Raw genomic sequence first — 21,173 nt, forward strand, 5'->3', positions numbered from 1 at the left:
ACTGGACGCGGCCGAGATCCGGCTCCTGCCCGGGCGTCAGCGCCCGCCTACCTCCGCTGGCCGGGGCGGCGGGACTCATGAGGGGCATCGTCCTCGCCGGAGGGCACGGCACCCGCCTGGCGCCGAGTACCCAGGCGACCTCCAAGCACCTGTTCCCGGTCTACGACAAACCCCTGGTCTACTATCCGATCGCCACGCTGATGCTCACCGGGATCCGGGAGATCCTCGTCATCGCCACCCCTCGGGACCTGCCCAGGTACCGGTCCGCCCTCGGGGACGGCACGCGACTGGGCATCGCCCTCTCCTATGCCGCCCAGGAACGGCCCAACGGCCTGGCCGAGGCGCTGACCATCGGCGCCGGGTTCGTCGGCGACGACGACGTCGCGCTGATCCTGGGCGACAACGTCTTCCACGGCCCCGAACTCGCGGACCTGCTCCGCGCCCAGGCCGGGCACCTCGACGGGTGCGTCCTGTTCGGCAGCCCGGTGGCCGACCCCCGCCGGTACGGAGTCGCCGAGGTGGACGCGTCGGGCCGCCTGGTGTCCATCGAGGAGAAGCCGGAACGTCCGCGCTCACGCACGGCCGTCACCGGCCTGTACCTGTACGACAACGACGTCCTGGACATCGCCGCGCGCGTGCGCCCCTCCGACCGGGGGGAACTGGAGATCACCGACGTCAACCGCGCCTACGTCGCACGGGGACGCGCGCGGCTGGTGGACCTCGGCTCCGACGTCGCCTGGTTGGACGCCGGAACCGAGGACTCGCTGTTGGAGGCCGCGACGCTGGTGCGGGACGTCCACCGCCGCGAGGGCGTACGCGTCGCCTGCCTGGAGGAGACGGCGCTGCGCATGGGCTTCATCGACGCCGAGGCCTGCCTGGACCTGGGCGCCGGGCTGGGCGCCTGCCCCTACGGGGAGTACGTCAGGCGGGTCGGCCTGCGTGCCCTGTCGCAGCGGAGACGGCCCGCAGGCACCACGTGGTCGAGGGCAGGATGACACTCGAACCGTCGCCGTGGGCTTCGCGCACCGCGTCGGAGACGGCCCGCCACACGCGCGGGTCGTCCTCCCCGCCGCAGCGGTCGCGCACGGCACGCAGCAGGACGGGCGGGGCCACGTCCCGGCTGAACCGGGCGTAGTCCTCGGGGGTCGCCCACTCGAAGGGGACGACGGTCTCGGTCACCGACACCTGTGCGAATCCGGCCGCCTCCAGCTCCCGCGCCGCCTGGCCGGGGTCCGACATCGCGAAGGGGCCCGGGGCGTCCGGCGGCGGAGGCGGGAGCTCCAACACCTCACTGACCACGGAGAAGCCCAACGACATCACCGGCGCCACGGACGGCGGGCCCCACACGGCGGCGGCCAGGGTACCGCCCGGGACGAGCAGGTCCGCGAGGGACCTGAGCATGGCCCCCCGGTCGACCGCGAACACCAGCCCCCAGCGGCTGAGGACGACGTCGAAGGAGCCGGGCGGACGGTCGATCGCCTCCAGGTCCGCGACGGCGAACTCGACGTTCTCCCGTCCCCGGGCACGCCGCCGCGCCACGTCCAGCATCCCTGGTGAGATGTCGACGCCCAGGACGCTTCCCCGCGCGCCGACGGCCTCGGCCGCGGTCAGGGCGGGTTCGCCCACGCCGGTCGCCACGTCCAGGACCCGCTGTCCGGGACCGACGTCGCCCAAGTCCAGGAGTCGGCGGGTCACCTCCGCCGCGCCCCGCTCGAAGTCGTCGGACCACGCGTCCCACCCCGCGCTGATCGCGTCCCACGTGGCACGCTGGCCCTGCTTGACGGAGTCCGGATCGAGTCGTTGCGTCGTCACGGGCTACCTCCCGGTTGTCTGGACGGACGTGAGCGGTCGCCACCACGCCGGGTTGTCGCGGTACCAGTCGACCGTCGCGGCGATCCCGTCGCCGACCTCGACGGAAGGCGCGAACCCGAGCTCGGCGCGGATCCTGCGCCAGTCGACGGAGTAGCGCCGGTCGTGCCCGCTGCGGTCGCCGACGTGGTCGACCTGGTCGCGGCCCCGGCCGCACGCGGCGAGCAGGAGGTCGACCATCTCCCCGTTGGTCATCGCCGTGCCGCCGACGTTGTAGACGCGCCCGGCGCGGCCGGCCACGAGCACCCGGTGCACGGCGTCGCACAGATCGTCCACGTGCACCCACTCCCGCACATGCCGGCCGTCCCCGTACAGCGGCACCCGGCCCCCGTCGAGCAGCCGGGTGATCGCCAGGGAGACCAGTTTCTCCGGGTACTGGTAGGCCCGTACCCATTGCAGCTGCGCAGGATCCGCACGTCCATCCCGTGTGTGCGGTGGTAGGAGAGAGCGAGCAGGTCCGCGGCGGCCTTGGAGGCCGAGTACGGGGAACTGGGCCGCAGTGCGGCGTCCTCCGCGCACGCCCCGGAGCGCACCGATCCGTAGACCTCGTCCGTGGACACGTGGACAAAGGGGCGGGCGCCGCGGTGGAGCGCGGCGTCCAACAGCGTCTGGGTGCCCAGCACGTTGGAGACGACGAACTCCTGCGAGGCCTGGATGGAGCGGTCCACGTGCGACTCGGCGGCGAAGTGGACGACGGCGTCGTGCGCCGCGACCAGGTCGTGGACCAGGGCGGCGTCGGTGACGTCCCCGCGGACGAAGGAGAAGGCCGGATCGTCCTGGACCGGCGCCAGGTTGGCCCGGTTCCCCGCGTAGGTGAGCTTGTCGAGCACGGTCACCCGCCGCGGCCGTGCGGCCCCGGGGACCGGGCCGAGCAGGCGGCGCACGTAGTTCGAGCCGATGAATCCGGCCGCACCGGTGACGAGGATCCTCATGTCGTGGCCCGCCCCCGCCTCCGCGGCGCGAGCCCCGCCGGTCGCCCCGTGCCGTCGAGCGCCGTGTGGAGGTCCTCGACGAGGTCCGTCGGGTCCTCGATCCCGACCGACATCCGCACGAGCCGGTCGGTGATGCCCAGTTCGGCGCGGACCTTCGGGGCCAGTCCCGCGTGCGTCGACCGGGCCGGGCACGTGACGAGCGACTGGACGCCGCCGAGGCTGACCGCGCTGGAGAAGAGCCGCAGCCGCGAGAACAGCTCCGCGGGGTCGCCCGGGCACTCGAAGATCAGGACCGACCCGGGGCCGCTCATCTGCCGCCGCGCCACGTCGTGCTGGGGGTGGTCGGCCAGTCCCGGGTAGCGGACGGGCAGTCCGGCGCCGACCAACGCGTCCGCGAGCACCCGGGCGTTGTCGACCTGCCGGGCCACGCGCAACGACAGCGTCTTGAGTCCGCGGTGCACGAGGTAGCAGTCGAAGCGCCCGGGACCGCGCCGACCGCGGTGCGGTGGGCCAGGAACCTGTCGTGCAGGTCCGCACGACGGCAGACCAGCGCTCCGCCGAGCACGTCGGAGTGCCCGGCGATCGACTTGGTCGTGCTGTACAGGCACACGTCCGCCCCCAGGTCCAGCGGCCGTTGCAGGACGGGGCTGGCCAGGGTGTTGTCGACCACGACGACCGCCCCCGACCGCCTGGCCAGCGGACCGAGCCGCGCCAGGTCGGCGATCTTGAGGAGGGGGTTGGTCGGCGCCTCGATCCAGACCATGTCGGCGCCGTCGGACAGCGCCGTGCGCACGGCCGCCGGGTCGGTCAGGTCGACGTGGTCCACGGTGACCCCGCGCCCCGCGAGCAGGCCGAAGAGCGCTCGGGTGCCACCGTAGACGTCGTCGGAGGCCACGAGCCGACCGCCCGGCGGGACGAGCGACAGGACGGTCTCGCCCGCGGCCTGGCCGGAGGAGTGGACGGTGGCGAAGGGCGCGTCCTCCAGGAAGGCCAGGGTGCGCTCCAGCGCCTCCCGGGTCGGGTTCTCGCTCCGGGTGTAGAAGTAGCGGGGCTGTTCCTGCCACCGGGTGTCGTAGGTCGCGGCCAGGTGGAGCGGCGGAACCGTCGCGCCGGTGGCGTCGGGATCGCTGCCGGACTGGAGGAGCCGGGTGTCGAAGCGCATGTCAGACGAACCGCGTGTTCGGTCGCTCGGCCGTCCACTCCCCCGGCCGAACCGTGCGCAACGCCGCGACCAGGCGGTCGACCTCGTCCAGGGTGTTGTAGACGCCGAAGGAGACCCGGACGGTGCCGACCAGTCCGAGGTCGTCCAGGAAGGTGCTCGCACAGTGCACGCCGCTGCGCACGGCCACTCCGTGCCGGTCGAGGTGTCCGCCCACGTCGTAGGGGTGGACGCCGTCGACGACGAGCGAGACGATACCGCTGGGGTCGGCCGCGGGGTCGCCCACGACGCGGACGCCGGCGAGACCGTCGAGCGCGCGGACCGTGTGGCGCACGAGCTCCGCGTCGTGCTCGCGTACGGCGTCCCAGCCCAGATCCCGCACGTAGCGCAGCGCGGCGGCGAGGCCGACCGCGGATGCCACGTCCGGGGTGCCCGCCTCCAGCCGGGCGGGAACGGGGACGTAGGAGACCGGCCGGTCGGGACTGACCCCCTTCACCGTCCCTCCCCCGACCTGGTAGGGGGGCAGCTCGCTGAGCAGCTCGCGTCGGCCGTACAGCACGCCCACGCCCATCGGTCCGTAGACCTTGTGGCCGGAGAAGCAGTAGAAGTCGGCGCCCAGCTCCTGGACGTCCACCGGCCGGTGCGGAACGGCCTGGGCGCGTCGACCACGACGGGGACGCCGTGGCGGTGCGCGTCGGCGATCATCGCGCGCACCGGGTTGACGGTCCCGAGCACGTTCGAGACGTGGGCGACGGCGGCGAGGCGCACCCGCGGACCGAGTGCCGCGTTGAAGTCCGCCGCCTCGACGCGCCCGCGCGCGTTGACCGGGACCGTCACGAGTTCGGCGCCGACGCGCTCGCAGAGTCGGCGCCAGGGAAGCAGGTTGGAGTTGTGCTCCATGCCGGTGACGACCACCTGGTCGCCCGCTCCGACGACACGGGCGCCGAAGACCTCGGCCAGCAGGTTGGTCGCGGCGGTCGTGCCCTGGGTGAACACGATCTCGTCGGGGTGCCGGGCGCCGAGGACCTCGCGCACGTACCCGCGCGCCTGCTCGTAGCGTTCGGTCGCGGTCATGCTCAACCCGTAGTGGCCGCGCCCGATGTTGCTGTTGGCCGTGGAGTAGTGCCCGACGATCGCGTCCAGGACTGCGCGGGGCTTGTGGGTGGTGGCGGCGTTGTCGAGGTAGGTGAGGGGCGGACCGTCGTGGCGGGTCGCGAGGATCGGGAAGTCGTCGCGCACGCCGAGGCGCGGACGTCCCTGCGTGGGAGTGACGCGGTTCACGCGGGCACCGCCTCTCCGGGCAGGCCACGACGGGGCGACGAGAGCTTGAAATCAATGTAGCGATGTGGGCGAACGATTGGGCGAGACATGCCTCAGCCACCATCTTCCATACAGATGATCACAGGGACCGCTGCCTACACCCTGGCACATTACCACTTAATTTTAAAGCGCCTGGAGTCGACCGATGGCGCGCCGCCCTCGTCGCCGGGACCCCGTCACACGGCCCCGGCGACCCGTTCGCGCACGCCCGTCGAAGCGCCGGTGAGCCCCAGGAGGGCGATGGCCCGCTGGACCGCCTGCTCGTCGCCCTCAAGCGAGAGTTGGCCGCTCACCACCGCCATGAGGGGGTTGAGGTTGCCCGAGCCGATCTCCACGAACGTCCGCGCGTCGGTGACCGCGACCATCGCCGGCGCCTCGCACCGCCCCTCGTGCGCGGTGGCGCGCCCGTCCTCGACCCGGATGTGGAAGTCCGAACCGTCGACGCGGAACTCGTAGCACTCGTCGACGCGCCCACCCGCGATGCGTCGATCATGGACTGGACCGCCAGGAACCCCCAACCCGGGCGGACCTCCTCGTCCCCGGTGGGCGCCCCGAGGTGTTCCAGGCCCCAGTGCGCGATCTGGAGAACCGGGGCCCGCAGACTCTCCCCGTGCTCGGTGAGCTCGTACCCGCGCTCGTTGCCCCCCGACACCTTGCGAAGCACCCCGTGCTCGGTCAGGAACTTCAGACGCTCGGCCAGGAGATTGGTGCCGATCCCCGGAAGCGCTTCGAGCAGGTCGCGGTAGCGTGCCGGGCCGATGAGCAGTTCCCGCACGATCAGGAGCGTCCAACGCTCCCCGATGATGTCCAACGCCGAGGCCAGACCGCAGTACTGGTTGTACCTTCGCCGAGATCGACTCACCGGAACCCACCCTCACGGTACTCTAGATCTACTTTCTAATCACATACTACTTCATCCTTGCGCTTTCCGTTGGCCCGATCACCCTCTCCGATCTGTGCCGGACCACAGCGCGAAGCGCGTCCCGGCGCAACCTGCTCATCGCCCCCGCGGTCGGCATCCGCTATCTTTTTCTTGTGTAACAGGCGGACCGGGAATCCTCCGGCCCGACCCAGCGGCCCCACGATGCGCCGGAGGCGCACGTGCCCGACGACGTCGACCCCGACTTCCGCGCCCTGCCCCTGCGCGCCTGCGCCGACGCGGCCCTGTGGCGCTGTGCCGTACGGCGCGGGGGACGAAAGCGGGGGTGGTCCCGCACAGGCGCCCGGGGGCCGACGTGCGGCGGTTGGCGCAGGAGGCCACGCGTTCGGCGGGGGCGTCCGCCACCGTGGCCGGCGCGACCGGACCGGCCTGAGCGCGCGGGCCGGTCGTCGGCGCCCGCCCGCTCAGGGCGGGGAGAAGAGCGCCAGAAACGCCTCCACGAGGCGGTCCGGCGGCTCCAGGAGCTTCTGTTCGGGATAGGGGCGCTGCGCGGGCGGGACGTAGCCCGGTTCGCCCCGCGAGGGAACGCGGCCGTTCGGGTCGGCCAGGTGGGGGCCGAAGTAGAACCAGGAGATCTGCGCGACCTGCTCGGCGAAGAGCACGGGGCGCGCCTCGTCCGGGTACATGTGCATGTGGCAGTGGGCGGCCCGGAACTCCCCGCGCGGGCCGAAGCCGTTGCCGTGCATCACGTGTCCGAAGACGTCGTGCACGGCGCGAAAGACGTCGTTGTGGCTGAAGCGCACGCCGCCGAGGACGACCGGTGACGGCTCCCGCATGGGATGGGCGCCGGCGCCCCCGCCAGGGCCGTGCCCCGCGCTGGTGAGGTAGACGTACAAAACCCCGCTGGAGTCCACGCCGCGGCGGAGCCGCGCGGAGTCCCGGTAGGGCTGGCCGTCGCCGAGCCAGGGCTCCACCCGCAGCCCCGCGTCCAGGAGGGCACGCAACTGGCGGAGGTTCTCACGGTGCAGGACCCGGTAGGCGCGCTCCAGCGCGGGGGTGGCCGCGCGGTTGTCGGCCCGGTCGAAGTGCCTGGCCACCGAGCGGCAGTACGCCTCGTCCCAGTCGAGCCGGGCGCGGGCGAGCCCGGCGACGGACCGGTGCCCGCCGGGGAACCGCCGTGCCAGGTAGTCCTCGGCGATCTCCTCGAAGTCGAACCCTGCCACGGCACCCCCGCCCGGTCGAGCCCTCCCATGGACACAGGCACTATAAGATATAGCGAGCCTGTCGACGCATACCCCCGGGAGCCCTGCTTGCCTCCAACAGAGACGGGAGAAGCGGCTTCCCCGCCGCTCGACCCGTTCATCGCGGCGCTACCCAGAGTCGAACTCCATCTGCACCTTCTGGGTGCGGCGTCCCCCGACGCGGTGGCCTCCCTGGCTCGGCGTCGGCCCGAACACGGGGTGCCGACCGAGCCGGACGGGGTGCGGCGCTACTTCCGCTTCACCGGTTTCGCGCACTTCGTCGAGGTGTACACGGCCGTCAACGCCCTGGTGACCAGCGGCGCCGACGTCTTCGACCTGGTCGTCGCACTCGCCGCGGACCTGGCCGCGCGGGCGGTGGGCTACGCCGAGGTCACCGTCACGCCGTTGTCGCACCTGCGCGCGGGAGTCGCCCCCGACGCCCTCTCCGAGGCGCTGGCCGCGGGCCGGGCCGCGGCCGGGGAGCGGCATGGTGTGACGCTCAACTGGATCTTCGACGCCTCGGGCGACGACGGACCCGAGGGCGCGTCCGCCACCCTGGACTGGGTCCTGCGGCAGCGGCCCGAGGGAGCGGTGGGCTTCGGTTTGGGCGGGCCGGAGGACGTCGCGCCGCGCGCGCCGTTCCGCGAGGTCTTCGCGCGGGCCCGGGCCCACGGGCTGCACAGCGTCCCGCACGCCGGGGAGACCACGTCGGCCGCGCAGGTCTGGTCGGCCGTGCGCGACCTGGGGGCCGAGAGGATCGGTCACGGAGTCCGTGCCGTCGACGACCCGGCCCTGCTGGCGTTCCTCGCCGACCGGGGGATCACCCTGGAGGTGTGCCCCACCTCGAACCTGCGCACCGGCGCCGTGTCCGACCTGGACGCGCACCCGCTGCCCGCGCTGCTGGCCGCCGGAGTTCCCGTCGCCCTGGGCAGCGACGACCCGGCGATGTTCGACACCGACCTGGACGCGGAGTACCGCCAGTGCCACGACCGCTGGGGCATGCCGCCCGCACGTCTGCTGGACCTGGCCGAGAACGCCGTACGGGCCGCCTACTGCGGTGAGAGCCTGCGCACGGCCCTGCTGGACCGCGTCGGGCGGCTCCGCGCGTGGCTCACCCTCCGGCCAGCGGGGGAACGATCGTCACGGTCGTCCCCGGGCGTACGCGCGCCCGGGAGCGGTCACGCCGGGGAATGAACTCGTCGTCCACGTAGACGTTGAAGTACTCCAGTGGTTCGCCGGAACCGTCGAGCAGCCGGTGGCGGTAGTCGGGCTGGTTCTCGGCCAGGGCGCGCAGGACCTCCCGCAGGGACCCCTCCGCCACCTCGAACTCACTCCGCCGACCCTGCGTCCACGCCGACGACAACACCACCGTGACCATCACGGTCCTCCTTCCTCAGCGTCCCTGGCACACCGGAAGCCCGTGGCGAAGTTGGACCAACCGCCCGGGTCTCCGTACATCCGCTCGCTACACCGAACCTGGTAGCGGAAGTTCATCCACGAACCTCCGCGGATCACGCGGTAGCGGCCCATCACCGTGCGCAGCGTCGCGTCGCACTCGGCGGACTCGTCGTACAGTCCGGCGAGGGTCGCGTTCCACTCGTAGACGTTGCCCGCCATGTCGGAGCACCCGTGGACGCTGTCGCCGTCGGGACCGAAGTCCCCCACCCCGGAGGTCTGCGGCATCGGTCCGGTCCTGGAATGGACCGTGTCCCACCAGCGGCGCCACTGGTCGGGCGAGCGCAGCGCGCCGGCGTGGTACTCGGCGGTGTTGGCGAGGTCGGGCTTCCAGTCGTCGCCCCAGGGCCACAGGCGAAACCCCGTCCCCCGAGCCGCCAGCTCCCACTCGGCCTCCGTGGGCAGGCGCTTGCCCGCCCACCCGGCGTAGGCGACCGCGTCCCCGAAGGAGATGTGCACGACGGGGTGCCGGTGGTAGTCCTCGACGCCGACCACGGGTTCGCCGGAGGGCGTTCGCCACGTGGCTCCGGGGCGCTCCTCCCAGTAGCGGGAGCCGTACACCATGCCGTGGCCGAGCCGTTCGGCGTCGGTCCGGTATCCGGTGGCGTCGACGAACTCCGCGTACTCGCCGACCGTGACCGGGTACCGATCCATCCAGAACGGGGCCACGGTCTCGGTCCGTTGGGGGGCCTCGTCGCCGAACCACTTCCCGGGAAAGGCCTGGTCCTCCCCCTCCAGCCAGTCGAGGACCCACGGGGGCGACCCCTGCCGGAAGGTTCCGCCCGGGATCCGCACCATCTCGCCCATCTGACCGATCCCTCCGCTGGAGCGATCACTAATACTATATGAAATAGTAGCAACTGGCGAGGCGTCGCGACACCCGGGCAGGGTGCCGCGACGCCTCCGGGTCAGGCGGTCCCGAGCGAGCGCGCGAAGGCGACCTCGACCGCCCTCGCCCAAAGCGCTCCCCGCTCCGCGGCACGCTTCTCCAATTCCGGAGTGAACTCGAACCACTCGGAGGTCGGCTGGTCCGGGGTCTGCCCCTTGAGGTAGCTCTCCAGGAAGTCCAGTGGCATCTCCCAGCCGACGCCCACCCCCCAGTCGCCCGTCTCCGGGTCGTTGACCAGGAAGGACTCCTTTACCGAGGCGTGTTCGAGTTCGAGGACGGTCCCCCCGCCCTCGGCCTCCGACAGCCTCAGCTCCACGTAGGCCGCGGGATCGTCTCCGTACTCCCAGGTCAGGGCGAGAAGGTGCGGCGCCTCGCACCTGAGGATCCGCCCACTGGCGTTGCCCTCCAGGGCGAAGTTCCCGCCGAGTCGAAGGTCGCCCTCGGGTTCCATGAACCAGCGGTTGATCCGCTTGGGTTCGGTGCAGGCGCTCCAAACCTCCTCGACGGGCGCGTCGTAGGTGCGTCGGATCAGCGCGGTGTGGGCCTCGCCCGCGTCGATGGTGCGCCGCCCCACCTCCCGGTGGGTCACGGCGAGCGAACCGGCGACGTCGGTCATGATCTCCCTCTCCTCTTCTCCTGCGGTCGGCGGCGGCCGCGGCACGCGACCGTCCTCGACGAGACGCCGACCATTATCCAGTGGCCACTTATATAAGTCAATCTCGATATAACAATCCGCTACGGGACGGCGCCGAAGGACGGTCCGCCCTCACCTGCGGACGCCGACGAACAACCCCCGCCCCGTGAGCCAACCCGGGTGGTACTCGACGTCGCACCCGGCCGCGTCGAAGGCCGCGCGGTACTCCGCCTCGTCGAAGAGCATGAGGAACTCGACCTCGGTGAAGCGCCTGATCCCCGAGGCGTCGGCGACCACCCAGTGGGCCTCCAGCCTGGTGGCCCGCCCCGCGAGGGTCGAGTGCGACACCCGGGCGATGGTCAGACCGCCCTCGGTCACGACGTCGCCGCCGACGTGGCCGTCGATGAACCGCTCCGGGAACCACCACGGTTCGAGGACGAGGACGCCTCCGGGCTCCAGGTGGTCCGCCATGCTCCGCACCGCGGCGTCCAGTCCGGCGACGCCGTCCACGTAGTTGACCGCCGTGAACAGACACGTGACGGCGTCGAAGGCACGGCCGAGGCGGAAGCCGCGCATGTCGCCGTCGTGCACCGGCACCGACGGCAGCCGACGGCGGGCGCGCTCACGCATCGCCGCGGAGAACTCCAGCCCCTCGGCTCGCTCGACGTCCTCGGCGAAGACCGCCAGGTGCGCCCCGGTGCCGCAGCCCACGTCGAGCAGGGAGGAGGCGCCGGGGGACAGTTCGCGGATCCGCCGCACCACGTCCGCGGCCTCCGCCTCCCAGCTCTTGCCCCTGGCCCGGTACATGGTCTCGTAGACGTCGGCGTGCTCGGGTCCGAAGGTCTCGACGGTCGGAGGGAGGGTCATTGAGACTCCTTCGGCCGCGGTCCCGGCCGCGCGGGTCGGTGGACCGGGGCCGTGCCGTGGCCGGTGATCCGGCACACTACACGGTGTGTCCGGTGCGCACCACCGGTGTTCCTCACCGTTGCTTGCGGTTGTAGAAGAACATCGTGGGCGGGGCGAACAGCAGGATCAGCGCCGCGCACGCCACCAGCCCGCCGACCAGCTCTCCCGTGGTCAGTGCGCCGTGGACCAGCCCCCGGACCACGGTGGCGGCGTGGCTGACGGGGTTGGCCGAGACCACGGCCTCCAACCACCGCGGCATCGTGCTCGGGTCCACCAGGATGCTGCTGCCGAACACCAGGAGGAACTGCAGCGGGAAGGTCGCTCCCTGCACCGCGGTCGGCGTGCGCATGAGCACCCCGAACAGGGTCCACACCCAGGCCAGGCTGAAGGTGAACACCTGGAGGAACACCAGTGCCAGGAGGACCCCCAGGATCCCGCCCTCGGGACGGAAGCCGAGCACCAGCCCCAGCAGCACGGGAACGACGGAGGCGACGGTGTAGCGCACGACGTCGCCGAGCATCGATCCGACCAGGACCGAGGGCCGCCACACCGGCAGGGAGCGGAATCGGTCGAACGTTCCCCTGGCCATGTCCTGGTTCAGCGAGATCCCGGTGTACATGCTGGTCAACGCCACGGCGAGCACCATGACACCCGGTAGGAAGTACTGGAGGTAGTCGGTGGGCGAACCGGACATCGCCCCGCCGAAGAGGTACGTGAAGACCAGCGTGAACATGATCGGGAAGATGAGCGCGTCCCCGAGCTGGTCGGGCACGTGCTTGATCTTGAGCAGGGCACGCCAGGCGAAGGCCAGCGACGCCGCCACGCGTCCCGCCGGGGGCGGGGCCTGCTCTCCGACCAGCAGCTCCTGGAGGAAGGGTCGGTCGGTCGCGTCCGCGGATGGGGCCGGCGCGGTCATCGGGCCGCCTCCTGCTTCGTCTCGTCGGTGTCCTGGGCCGCGGCCGGCCGGTGGCCGGTCAGCGCCAGGAACGCCTCGTCCAGGGTCGGTTGCTCGGCGGCGAACTCGGCGACCTCCACTCCCGCCTCGTCCAGCTCGGCCACGGCCCGGGCGGCGCGCCCGGGCACGTCGATCCGGACCGAGAGCCGCCCTGACTCCTGGTCCCACTGCACGGGGGCGCCCAGGTGGCGCGTCAATCTCTCCGCGGCCTCGTCGCGCTTCGCCGCATCCCGCACGCGCAGGCGCAGCGTGGCGGCCCCCGCCGCCTTCCTGAGGTCGGCCGGGGTTCCGTTGGCCACGACCTTCCCACCGTCGATGAGCGCCACCAGGTGCGCCAGCCGGTCGGCCTCCTCCAGGTACTGGGTGGTGAGCAGGACGGTCGTGCCCACGTCGACCATCGCGCGGACGATGTCCCAGACCTGGTTGCGGCTGCGCGGGTCCAGGCCGGTGGTGGGCTCGTCGAGGAAGAGCAGCTCCGGCGTCACCACGATGCTGGCGGCGATGTCGATGCGCCTCCGCTCGCCGCCGGAGTAGGTCTTCAGCAGCCGGTCGGCCGCGTCCCCGAGGTCGAAGGCCGTGAGCAGCCGATCCGCGCGCTCGCGCGCCGCCGCCCGCCGGTACCCGCGCAGCAGCGCGGACAGGATGAGGTTCTCCCTCCCGGTCAGCTCCTCGTCCACCGAGGTCGACTGTCCGGTCAGGCTCACCCTGGCACGCACGCGTCCGCGTCCGCGACCACGTCCTTGCCCAGGACCCGGGCGAGACCCGAGTCAGGGCGGATCAGCGTGCTGAGCACGCGGATGGTGGTCGTCTTGCCCGCGCCGTTGGGCCCGAGCACGCCGAAGACGGTGCCGCGCGGAACCCACAGGTCCAACCCGTCGACGGCGCGCGTGGAGCCGAAGCTGCGCACCAGGCCGGCGGTCTCGACGGCGGGTTCCGAGTTCGAGGTCATGCGCGTCCTCCTCTCGCCGTGCGGAGCCGCTCGCGTCTCCGCTGGAACCCGCGCGCACGCGTCAGGGTGGCGCGCGGGGAGGGCGGTGCGCTGCACGGGAGTGGCTCCCGCTCCGTCACCCACCGGCCCTCGGTGGCAACAATAGAAGGAGATGCTTATATAAGTCAAGACGCAACTAGTTGACGGCCAGCGACTTCCGTCAACCCGCCACACTCTATGCACTATAGGTATTTATAGCTATTTTGGAAGTGTGCTCCATCGGGGGGCACGGGAACGCACCGAGGGGGAACATGAGACCGCGTCACGTCCTGTGCGTCAGCGTGCAGGGTCACGGCCACGTCCACCCGACACTCGACCTGGTCGGAGAGCTCGTCGGGCGCGGGCACCGGGTCAGCTACCTCACCGGCCGGATGTTCGCCGAGGACGTCGAGTCCGCGGGAGCACGACTGGTCCCCTACACGTCCGTCTTCGACGAGGTCCACGTTCCCGACGTCGTGGACCAGGACGAGGCCGAGACGCGGATGCACCTCCTCCACCTCCGCGAGAACCTCGCGATCCTGCGCGCCGCCCAGGCGGCGTTCGACGGCGCCCCGCCGGACGCGCTGCTCTACGACGTCTTCCCCTTCATCGCGGGGCGGCTGCTCGCCGACTCGTGGCGGCGCCCCGCCGTGCGGCTCTCACCGATCTTCGCCTCCAACGAGCACTACTCCACCTACGAGTCCCTCTGGCGCGCCAACGGCTTCCGCCACGCGGCCGACGTGGAGGGGTTCCGCCCCGCGATGCGCGAGGTCCTGGCCGAGTTCGGCCACGGGTCCGTGTCCATCAGGGAGTTCTGGAACCGCATCGAGGACCTGAACATCGTGTTCATCCCCCGGTCCTTCCAGATCGCCGCACCGACCTTCGACGACCGGTTCGCCTTCGTCGGCCCCGCGAACCCTCCCCGCGCATCCGGCACCGGGTGGAACCCTCCGGACGACAAGCGGCCCGTGCTCCTGGTCTCACTGGGGAACATGTACAACGAGCACCCCGACTTCTTCCGCCGGTGCGCGTGGTCCCTGGCGGACACGGAGTGGCGCGTGGTGCTGGTGATCGGACAGTTCCTGGACCCGGCGACACTCGGACCGCTCCCGCCCAACGTCGAGGCGCACCCCTGGCTCCCCTTCGCGGACGTGCTGCCGCACACGAGCGTGTTCGTCACCCAGGGCACGACGGGGGCGATCATGGAGTCCCTTCGGCACGGGTGCCCCCTGCTCGTGGCGCCCCACTTCGCCCCCGAGGCCCGCCCCACGGCCGACCGCGCGGTGGAGCTCGGTCTGGGCCACCGCCTGCCCGAGGACGCCAGCGCTCCCGCCGTCGCCGACGCGGTGCGCCGCCTCGCCGGGGACGACGGCGTGCGCCGGCGCGTGGCGGCCATGCGCAGGGACATCGACGAGTCCGGGGGCGCGCGGCGGGCCGCGGACGCGGTGGAGGCGTACCTGGCGCGGGAGCGGAGCGGTGTGCGGTCACCCGAACCCGCGCGTAAATATCATCTTTGACTTATATAAGCGAGCGGCCTAGACTTGACGCGTGCATGCTCTGGACATTCTCGGCGACCCGGTCCGCCGCCGCATCCTGGAACTGCTGGCCGACGGCGAGCGGGCCGCGGGACGGATCGGCGCGGTCGTCCAGGAGGAGTTCGGGATATCCCAGCCCGCGGTGTCGCAGCACCTGCGCGTGCTGCGGGAGAACGGTTTCGCGACCGTGCGCGCCGTGGGAACCCAGCGCCTGTACTCGGTCGACCCCACGCCCCTCAAGGACGTCGACATGTGGCTGGACCACTACCGGAAGTTCTGGAACCAACGACTGGACGCCCTGGACACCGAACTGGCCCGAGGAGCCCGTGAACGGCGTGGCGAGCGGGCCGACGGGGACGGCGCGGACGACACACCGGAGGGGGGCGCCGAGAGGGACGCCCCGCGGGACGACCGCGCGTGACGGCCCCGTCAGCCCCCGGGCACGTAGTCGTTCTCCGCGTACCAGTCCCCCCGCCCCCCGGGCAGGAGGTCGAGCACGTGCCAGACCGGTGAGAGAAAGTCGATGCCCCGCTCGGTCCGGTCGTGCGAGACCTCCGGCCGCGCGCTGTACAGGTGCCGCACCCCCGCCTCCTCCCTGGCGAACACGGACACCCCGGGCGCTGATCGCCGTCGCCGTCTCAGCGCCGAACTTCCGGTTGAAGTCTCCGTCGTGACTGGACAGCAGGCGCAGGCGCGTCCATCCGCGCCGCGCGCCCCAGGCGCTCAGCTCGTCGATCGGCGCCTTGGCCACCACGGCGAACGCCGTGTGCCGGTCCAGGTGCGCCGCCACCCCCTGGAAACCGTCCACCCACATGGAGCACATCGGGCAGGCCTCGCCCTGGCCGGGCTCGAACATGAGGTGGTAGACGACGAGCGTACGATGGCGGCCGAACAGGCCGCTCAGCGGCGTGGACCGCACCCCTCGCCGCGCCCGGCGGTCCGCCTCGGCGAACACGTGGTCGGCCACGAGCGGCCCCGGCGGCAGGGCCCGCCGCGCCTCGGCCACCCGCTCCACCTGGTCCAGGAGTCGCCGCTCCGCCCTCAGCAGGTCACGCCGCGCCGCGACGTACTCCGGGTCGGCGGAGGGCGGCCACACCACGATGTCCTCGTCGCTCACGGATCCTCCAGGAACTCGTCTGACGGCTGTCCGGCTCGGAGGGCCCATGCTAGCATGATGCATTATATATAATTAAAGTGACTTGGTCTGGTTCATGCTCTCCTGAACGCCCCCGGGGCGTCGGGGGGCGCCTTCCGACGAAGCCCAGGAGGGGACGTGTCCAGTTCTCGCACCACGTCGCGGCCGCGCATTCTCGACGGCGGCCTGGCCACCGAACTCGAACGGATCGGCGAACCCGTGGACGCGCCGTGGTGGACCAACAAGCCCCTCCTGGTCGGCGCCAGGCGTGAACGGCTGCGCGCCCTGCACGAGGAATTCGTCGACGCGGGAGCCGAGGTGCTCACCGCCAACACCTTCCGGTGCAACCGGCGGACGTTGCGGGGGCTGGGCTTCGACCCCAGCTCCGGGATGGCCTGGATGGTCCACGCCGCGGTGGGCACGGCCCAGGCGGCGGCGCGGCGCTCGCCGTCCGTCCGGACCGCCGCCTCGGTGGGCCCGGTGGCGGACTGCTACCGGCCGGAGGCGGTCCCCTCCGACGAGGAGCTGCGGGCCGAGCACCGATGGCTCGCCACCGAGCTCGCGCGCTGCGGGATCGAACTGTTCCTCGTCGAGACGATGAACACCGTGCGCGAGGCCCGCATCGCGGTGGAGGAGGCCGTCGCCGTGGGCGGCGTCCCCTGGGTCGGATTCGTCTGCGGGGACGGGGGGCGACTGCTGTCCGGAGAGCCCGTCGCGGAGGCCGCGGGCGCGGTCCGCGAGGCGGGCGCCCGGTTGGTGGCGGTCAACTGCACCGACCTCGTCCGGACGGAGACCGCCCTGGCCGCCCTGCGCGCGGACGACGGCGGGGCGATCGGGGCCTACCCGAACCTGGAGGACCGTCGCGCTCCGCGTACCGCGGGCGGGCGCGGCCCCCATCCGTCCGCGCTGGGCCCCGAGGACTTCGCCGAGGTCGTGGCGGGCTGGGACGCCGAGTTCGGACTCGACCTGGTGGGCGGCTGCTGCGGGACCACGCCCGACCACGTCGCCGCGTTGCGGCGTGCGGTGCGCGAGGCCGCCGGGACGGCCGCCCGGGACGCACGGCCCTGACCTCTCCGGGGGCGGGGAGCCGGTGTCCGGACCCCGCCCCCGGAGACGGCGCGCGGGTCAGGCGGAGAACAACCCCTTGTTCAGCATCGGCTTGGCCGTCTCCTGGAAGTCGATCCCGGGGTGGAGCTCGCGGATGGTGCCCTCGATCACCAGGAGCGACAGGAGCGGGAAGACCAGTTCCGGGGCGGCGTGGACCCCGTGGCGGCGCTGGAGGTCGAACATCTCGGTGGCGAAGGCGATCAGGCTGAACTCACGGGCCGGGAGCCCGTGGCTCCGGTGGACGAGGGCGGCCATCCGCTCGACGAACCCCTCCAGGTCGGCGTCCGGCCGCAGACCCGCCGAGCTCTCCACGACGATCTCCGCGCAGCGCACGCCCCGCCCGACGGCCATGTTCATGAAGAACTCGGCGAACAGCGACGCAGGCGGTCGGACAGCTGCACGCTGAACCCGGCGTCGAGCACGACGACCTCGCCCGACCCGGTGAAGTACAGGTTGCCCCGGTGCAGGTCGCAGTGGACGAAGCCGTCGACGAAGAGCATCCGGTAGACCGCGGTCAGACCGGACTCGGCGAACCTGCGCCGCAGCGCGGGCGAACAGGACCGCGCGGTCCCGGTGTCCAGGTCGGGAACGAAGTCCATGGCGATGCACCGCGGTCGGCACAGGCGCGCGTGCGGCCGCGGGGCCTGGACCCGCCGTACCGCCGACAGGTTGTCGCGCAACCGTTCGAGGGCCCTCGCCTCGCGTCCGAAGTCCAGTTGTCCCGACACGGCGTCGGCGACCTGACCGACCACGTCGACGACCGGGGTCCCCGACAGGACGGACCACCGGGCGGCCAGCCCGGCACCCCTGCGCATGAGCCGCAGGTCGCGCCCATCAGCCGCTCGACCCCCGGCCGAAGCACCTTGAGCGCGACCTGCGCCCCGTCCGCGGTGACCGCGCGGTAGACGCACGCGATGCTTCCGCCCGCGACCGGTCGGAAGTCGACCTCGCGGAAGAGTCCCGCCAGGTCGGGCCCGTAGATCTCCCGCAGGAGCCGCTCGCTGCGCGCCGCGTCCAGCGGGGCGACGTCGTCCTGCAATCGGGCCAGTTCGTCGCAGAGTTCGGGCGGCAGGACGTCGCGCCGGGTGCCCAGGACCTGTCCCACCTTGACGAAGGCGGGCCCCAGCCGCATGACCAGACCCGTCATCCTGCGGTAGAAGCGGCGCCGTCCGCGGGCGCGGCCGCCCGTCGCGGCGACCACGGTCGCCTCGGCGGCGGCAGCGGGCACCGCGACGGCGACGGTGCCCGCGACCCGTACCGCACGGCGCAGGTCCTCGAACGCCTCACCCATGGCGGGCCTCCTCACGTCTGGGCGCCGTGCGCCGCCGCCCGCCGGAAGCCCGGCAGTTCCACCGCACGGAGCTGGAGTGTGTCGTGATCGCAGTACCAGTGCAGCCGCCCGTCCCACGTCAGCGCGCTCGGGCGCCCCCAGACCGAGACCACCAGCCGCTCCCGGTGTCCCGAGGCGTCCAACAGGGTGATCCGTGAGCGGTGGTGGTCGGCGTAGGCGACATAGCCGTCGGAGACGGTCACACCTGAGGCGTGCGTGCCCACGGGGACGCTGGCCACCAGGGACAAATCGTCCAGTGACCGGAAGTCGAGCACGCCGAGCCGTCCGTAGCTCATCCAGATTCCGTCGCGCCCGGCCTCGATGCCGGACAGGGCGTGCCCGGGCCTGGGGTTGGGCGCCTCGTCCAGTGTGGCCCCGGTGCCGGGGTCCAGGAGGCGGAGGCGGTCCTCCTCCCCGACGACCTGGAGGAGCGCTCCACGCACGGTGGTCAGGTCGGTGCTGATGTCGTCGCAGGTGATCTGGTGGACGACCTGCCCGGTGTGCGGGTCGACCGCGCTGATCCTGCGGGTGAAGCCCTCCGAGAACCAGAGGAACTGGCCGAACCAGGTCAGTCCGCAGGGGACCAGGGCGTTCACGGGCAGGTCGCGCACGATCCCGGCCAGGATGGTCATCGTCGCTCCCCTCGGCGGCGCATGCCGCAGTCGAGTGTCCAGTCGGTGACCTCCCGCACCGAGTCCGGGCGGTTGAGCCGCACGCCGAGGACGTCGCCCTCCGCCACGGCCGTGTGGCGCAGCGGCCAGATCCACACGCCCCAGTTGCAGCCCGGATAGGAGGGGAAGTTGGACAGGGTCACCTCCGGGGTGAGCCTGGCGGTGAAGGACCCCATCACGGCGTGCAGTCGGCCCGGGCGGGTGATCGGCAGTTCGAGCACCCTGTCGGCGCCGTCCCCCGGCGTGGCGCCGAGTTCGACCGCGGCGACGGCCAGGTGCTCGCTGAGCAGGATCGGGTCGCGCTGGAAGAAGTGCAGTTGCGCCCCCGGGAGCACGTGGTCCTGGACCGCGGCCAGGCTGTGCCCGAGGAAGTCGTCGGACCACACGCCCCAGCCCTCGGCGTCGAACTGGATCGCCGTGAGCCGGGTGGTCAGCTCACGGGGGACGACGCGCCCGCCCTCGGCCAGGTTGTGCCCGACGAAGTCCGCGAAGATCTCGGGCATCTCCTCCTCCGGCCCGAGGTTGCCCATGAGCTCGCCCACCACGACGTCGGCCCGAGAGGGCAGGCGGACGCGCCGGGCGTCCCCCTGGACGATGGTGAGCCGGTCCTTGAGGTCGTTGTCCTGCGCGACGCGCGCCGCCAGGGCCGCGGTCGACGGGTCCCCCTCCACGGCGTACACGTGCCCGGCCCCGTGGCGCAGCGCGAGCAGGCTCAGCGCGAGCGTGCCCGCCCCGAGGTCGGCGACCACGTCGCCCGGTCCGACGACCTGTTCCAGCGCGCGGTCGTAGGCTCTCAGGCGCGGGCCGTCCGAGAGCATCACCTGGTGCATCAGCAGGGTTCGGCTGTCCACCGCACCTCCTGTCGACGAGCCCCTCCGGGGCGGCGGAGCGCTCCGGAGGGGCGACGGTCACCGCTGGTCAGACGTTGACGGCTGCGTGCTCGCCGACGATCGCCTCCCGCATGACGAGCCGCAGGCCGCTCAAGCGCGCCTTCGCCTCGTCATCGGTGGTCAGCAGGGCCGTGTCGGAGCCGACCATGGTCAGCTCGGTGCCCGCCGGGTCCAGGTCGGACAGCCGACCGGACATGTGCACCGGGCTCGCGGCGTAGAGCACGCCGTGCGGCGTGACGACCTCGAACTCGGCGTCGAGGTGCAGGTCGCCCGGGTAGCGGACGCTGCTCAGGCTGTCCTCGCCGCCCTCTCCGAGGGTGCCGGAGGAGGGCTTGGGCCAGCTGGCGCGGAGCATGACGCGCCCGCCGAGCTCCTCGCAGTGGCCGACCAGGGCGGTCCTGGCCAGCTGGGCCAGGACGCCGCCGCCCTCGTCGTGCTTCTCCGGGCCGAACAGGAGGATCTCGGCGCCGGCGGCCAGCTTGTGGTCACCGGTCACGTCGACGCGCACGGTCCTGCCGCCGACCTCCAGCTCGATCTGGCCCTCCATCGAGACCTGCATGATCATCGACGGGTCCACCAGCATCGACATGCAGGCGGCCGGGCTGTCGGCGAAGAACACCGTGGGCGTGGTGCCGATGGGCTGGTTGTCGTCGGTGGACGGGTACCAGGCCTCGGGCAGCGTGGTGCCGCGCACGACGCCGGGCGACTGGACGAGCTCCATGGCGTGGTCGCCGCGCGGGGTCCCCAGGTAGGGGCGGCCCAGGGCTTCTGGAAGGGGGGCACGTCGTCGACGACACCGTAGATGTCGATGACGTTGCGGTGCACCAGCCGCATCGTGCTGGTCTCCAGGATGCCGAACCGGCGGATGTGGAACTCGGCCGGGAAGTTGGTCCCCGGCGCGATCTGGCGGACGTGGCCCGTGTTGGGCAGCAGGGGGTTCGACAGGATCTGGATCCGGTCGTTCAACTCGTAGCTGAAGCCCTTGATGCCCACCTCGGGGGCGCTGATCAGCTCGGTGTCGAACTCGGCGTGGCCCTTCTCGTCCACGCGGTGCTCGAAGCCGGGCATCGGCCACTTGTTCATCTGGACGAAGCCGGAGAGGTTGATGGTCTCCCGCTTGCCGTTGTAGTAGTCGTCGCCGTAGACGATGGTCGCCGCGGCGAGGATGTGGGGGCGGATCGGCTTCGGCGCCAGGTTCAACGACTCGTAGTTCTCCATGGCCATAAGGACCTCCTCCTTGATGCGTCGCCCTTCGGCGACTGAGTGCATCCAACCCAGAAGCTATACTTTTTTCAAGT

At 72.0% G+C, this 21,173-nt stretch carries 19 protein-coding genes and 7 pseudogenes; 5 read left to right on the plus strand and 21 right to left on the minus strand.

From position 1 onward, the window contains the following. Positions 1-77 precede the first annotated feature (77 nt). Positions 78-995, plus strand: a complete 918-nt coding sequence (rfbA, locus tag BJF83_RS02770) for a glucose-1-phosphate thymidylyltransferase RfbA (protein WP_075925056.1) — start codon at positions 78-80, stop codon at positions 993-995. On the opposite strand, the gene BJF83_RS02775 is transcribed toward rfbA, so the two are convergent. From BJF83_RS02775 to BJF83_RS02800, 7 genes and pseudogenes are all read right to left on the minus strand, one after another. Further along, the gene (locus BJF83_RS02775) at positions 922-1,812 is read right to left on the minus strand and encodes a class I SAM-dependent methyltransferase (RefSeq protein WP_075925057.1); all 891 of its coding nucleotides are present in this window, start codon (positions 1,810-1,812) and stop codon (positions 922-924) included. The genes rfbA and BJF83_RS02775 overlap by 74 nt on opposite strands. Positions 1,813-1,815: 3 nt before the next feature. Then, a pseudogene (rfbB, locus tag BJF83_RS30800) lies at positions 1,816-2,801 on the minus strand (dTDP-glucose 4,6-dehydratase). Continuing rightward, positions 2,798-3,963, minus strand: a pseudogene (locus BJF83_RS30805) (trans-sulfuration enzyme family protein). Before BJF83_RS30805 ends, rfbB begins: the two co-directional pseudogenes overlap by 4 nt. Before the next feature lies 1 nt (position 3,964). Beyond that, positions 3,965-5,241: pseudogene (locus BJF83_RS02790) on the minus strand (aminotransferase class V-fold PLP-dependent enzyme). Positions 5,242-5,456: 215 nt separating this feature from the next. Further along, positions 5,457-5,798, minus strand: coding sequence for an SCP2 sterol-binding domain-containing protein (locus BJF83_RS28330; RefSeq protein WP_262391260.1), 342 nt, complete (start codon positions 5,796-5,798; stop codon positions 5,457-5,459). Positions 5,799-5,893: 95 nt separating this feature from the next. Beyond that, a pseudogene (locus tag BJF83_RS28335) lies at positions 5,894-6,142 on the minus strand (winged helix-turn-helix transcriptional regulator); the annotation flags it as partial. Positions 6,143-6,624: 482 nt separating this feature from the next. After that, positions 6,625-7,383 (minus strand): hypothetical protein, encoded by a 759-nt coding sequence (locus BJF83_RS02800; protein WP_075925058.1) that lies wholly within the window; start codon positions 7,381-7,383, stop codon positions 6,625-6,627. A gap of 87 nt (positions 7,384-7,470) precedes the next feature. Here BJF83_RS02800 and add point away from each other — a divergent pair, with 87 nt between their 5' ends. After that, entirely contained in the window at positions 7,471-8,595 is a 1,125-nt protein-coding gene (gene add, locus BJF83_RS02805; protein WP_075925059.1) for an adenosine deaminase, read from the plus strand. Here add and BJF83_RS02810 read toward each other — a convergent pair. The 7 genes from BJF83_RS02810 to BJF83_RS30260 all read right to left on the minus strand — a co-directional run bounded on the left by BJF83_RS02810 (position 8,513) and on the right by BJF83_RS30260 (position 13,189). Then, complete coding sequence (locus tag BJF83_RS02810) at positions 8,513-8,779, minus strand: MoaD/ThiS family protein (RefSeq protein WP_075925060.1); 267 nt, start codon at positions 8,777-8,779, stop codon at positions 8,513-8,515. The genes add and BJF83_RS02810 overlap by 83 nt on opposite strands. Further along, entirely contained in the window at positions 8,779-9,663 is an 885-nt protein-coding gene (locus tag BJF83_RS02815; protein WP_075925061.1) for an SUMF1/EgtB/PvdO family nonheme iron enzyme, read from the minus strand. Before BJF83_RS02815 ends, BJF83_RS02810 begins: the two co-directional genes overlap by 1 nt. Positions 9,664-9,764: 101 nt before the next feature. Continuing rightward, complete coding sequence (locus BJF83_RS02820; protein WP_075925062.1) at positions 9,765-10,361, minus strand: SRPBCC family protein; 597 nt, start codon at positions 10,359-10,361, stop codon at positions 9,765-9,767. 150 nt (positions 10,362-10,511) lie between these two features. Then, positions 10,512-11,246 carry a trans-aconitate 2-methyltransferase gene (locus BJF83_RS02825; RefSeq protein ID WP_075925063.1) on the minus strand — a complete coding sequence of 245 codons (735 nt, stop codon included), beginning with the start codon at positions 11,244-11,246 and terminating at the stop codon, positions 10,512-10,514. Positions 11,247-11,358: 112 nt separating this feature from the next. Further along, positions 11,359-12,201 carry an ABC transporter permease gene (locus BJF83_RS02830; protein WP_075925064.1) on the minus strand — a complete coding sequence of 281 codons (843 nt, stop codon included), beginning with the start codon at positions 12,199-12,201 and terminating at the stop codon, positions 11,359-11,361. Continuing rightward, positions 12,198-12,944: an ATP-binding cassette domain-containing protein gene (locus tag BJF83_RS02835; protein WP_316042182.1), complete on the minus strand. Its 747-nt coding sequence runs from the start codon at positions 12,942-12,944 to the stop codon at positions 12,198-12,200. Before BJF83_RS02835 ends, BJF83_RS02830 begins: the two co-directional genes overlap by 4 nt. Then, on the minus strand, positions 12,941-13,189 hold the full coding sequence (locus BJF83_RS30260; RefSeq protein ID WP_316042183.1) for an ATP-binding cassette domain-containing protein: 249 nt from the start codon (positions 13,187-13,189) through the stop codon (positions 12,941-12,943). Before BJF83_RS30260 ends, BJF83_RS02835 begins: the two co-directional genes overlap by 4 nt. A 290-nt stretch (positions 13,190-13,479) precedes the next feature. On the opposite strand from BJF83_RS30260, the gene BJF83_RS02840 reads away from it, so the two are divergent. Both BJF83_RS02840 and BJF83_RS02845 read left to right on the plus strand, forming a co-directional pair. Next, positions 13,480-14,724, plus strand: coding sequence for a macrolide family glycosyltransferase (locus tag BJF83_RS02840; protein ID WP_075925065.1), 1,245 nt, complete (start codon positions 13,480-13,482; stop codon positions 14,722-14,724). Positions 14,725-14,755: 31 nt separating this feature from the next. Next, positions 14,756-15,163 (plus strand): helix-turn-helix transcriptional regulator, encoded by a 408-nt coding sequence (locus tag BJF83_RS02845; RefSeq protein WP_075925066.1) that lies wholly within the window; start codon positions 14,756-14,758, stop codon positions 15,161-15,163. 8 nt (positions 15,164-15,171) lie between these two features. On the opposite strand, the pseudogene BJF83_RS02850 reads toward BJF83_RS02845, so the two are convergent. Further along, positions 15,172-15,922, minus strand: a pseudogene (locus tag BJF83_RS02850) (DUF899 family protein). 93 nt (positions 15,923-16,015) lie between these two features. Between BJF83_RS02850 and BJF83_RS02855 the strand changes: the two are divergent. Beyond that, positions 16,016-16,945, plus strand: a complete 930-nt coding sequence (locus BJF83_RS02855) for a homocysteine S-methyltransferase family protein (protein ID WP_075925067.1) — start codon at positions 16,016-16,018, stop codon at positions 16,943-16,945. A 57-nt stretch (positions 16,946-17,002) separates the two neighbouring features. On the opposite strand, the gene BJF83_RS28340 is transcribed toward BJF83_RS02855, so the two are convergent. From BJF83_RS28340 to BJF83_RS30815, 6 genes and pseudogenes are all read right to left on the minus strand, one after another. Then, positions 17,003-17,341, minus strand: a complete 339-nt coding sequence (locus tag BJF83_RS28340; RefSeq protein ID WP_262391261.1) for a hypothetical protein — start codon at positions 17,339-17,341, stop codon at positions 17,003-17,005. Then, the gene (locus tag BJF83_RS28345) at positions 17,338-17,799 is read right to left on the minus strand and encodes an AarF/UbiB family protein (protein WP_316042184.1); all 462 of its coding nucleotides are present in this window, start codon (positions 17,797-17,799) and stop codon (positions 17,338-17,340) included. The genes BJF83_RS28340 and BJF83_RS28345 overlap by 4 nt, the downstream gene beginning before the upstream one ends. 77 nt (positions 17,800-17,876) lie before the next feature. Further along, a pseudogene (locus BJF83_RS30810) lies at positions 17,877-18,275 on the minus strand (AarF/UbiB family protein); the annotation flags it as partial. A gap of 11 nt (positions 18,276-18,286) precedes the next feature. After that, entirely contained in the window at positions 18,287-18,946 is a 660-nt protein-coding gene (locus tag BJF83_RS02865) for a hypothetical protein (protein ID WP_075925068.1), read from the minus strand. Continuing rightward, the gene (locus BJF83_RS02870; protein WP_075925069.1) at positions 18,943-19,836 is read right to left on the minus strand and encodes a 50S ribosomal protein L11 methyltransferase; all 894 of its coding nucleotides are present in this window, start codon (positions 19,834-19,836) and stop codon (positions 18,943-18,945) included. Before BJF83_RS02870 ends, BJF83_RS02865 begins: the two co-directional genes overlap by 4 nt. 67 nt (positions 19,837-19,903) lie before the next feature. Beyond that, positions 19,904-21,144: pseudogene (locus tag BJF83_RS30815) on the minus strand (DUF6004 family protein). Positions 21,145-21,173 lie beyond the last annotated feature (29 nt).

The sequence above is a fragment of the Nocardiopsis sp. CNR-923 genome (assembly GCF_001942255.1).
In the GTDB taxonomy this organism is placed as follows: domain Bacteria; phylum Actinomycetota; class Actinomycetes; order Streptosporangiales; family Streptosporangiaceae; genus Nocardiopsis.

Bases quoted from the DNA above. Each gene is read 5' to 3' on its own strand.
- rfbA (WP_075925056.1), top strand. From the start codon at position 78: ATGAGGGGCATCGTCCTCGCCGGAGGGCACGGCACCCGCCTGGCGCCG.
- BJF83_RS02810 (WP_075925060.1), bottom strand. From the start codon at position 8,779: ATGGTCACGGTGGTGTTGTCGTCGGCGTGGACGCAGGGTCGGCGGAGT.
- BJF83_RS02815 (WP_075925061.1), bottom strand. From the start codon at position 9,663: ATGGGCGAGATGGTGCGGATCCCGGGCGGAACCTTCCGGCAGGGGTCG.
- BJF83_RS02820 (WP_075925062.1), bottom strand. From the start codon at position 10,361: ATGACCGACGTCGCCGGTTCGCTCGCCGTGACCCACCGGGAGGTGGGG.
- BJF83_RS02825 (WP_075925063.1), bottom strand. From the start codon at position 11,246: ATGACCCTCCCTCCGACCGTCGAGACCTTCGGACCCGAGCACGCCGAC.
- BJF83_RS02830 (WP_075925064.1), bottom strand. From the start codon at position 12,201: ATGACCGCGCCGGCCCCATCCGCGGACGCGACCGACCGACCCTTCCTC.
- BJF83_RS30260 (WP_316042183.1), bottom strand. From the start codon at position 13,189: ATGACCTCGAACTCGGAACCCGCCGTCGAGACCGCCGGCCTGGTGCGC.
- BJF83_RS02840 (WP_075925065.1), top strand. From the start codon at position 13,480: ATGAGACCGCGTCACGTCCTGTGCGTCAGCGTGCAGGGTCACGGCCAC.
- BJF83_RS28340 (WP_262391261.1), bottom strand. From the start codon at position 17,341: ATGAACATGGCCGTCGGGCGGGGCGTGCGCTGCGCGGAGATCGTCGTG.
- BJF83_RS28345 (WP_316042184.1), bottom strand. From the start codon at position 17,799: ATGCGCAGGGGTGCCGGGCTGGCCGCCCGGTGGTCCGTCCTGTCGGGG.
- BJF83_RS02865 (WP_075925068.1), bottom strand. From the start codon at position 18,946: ATGACCATCCTGGCCGGGATCGTGCGCGACCTGCCCGTGAACGCCCTG.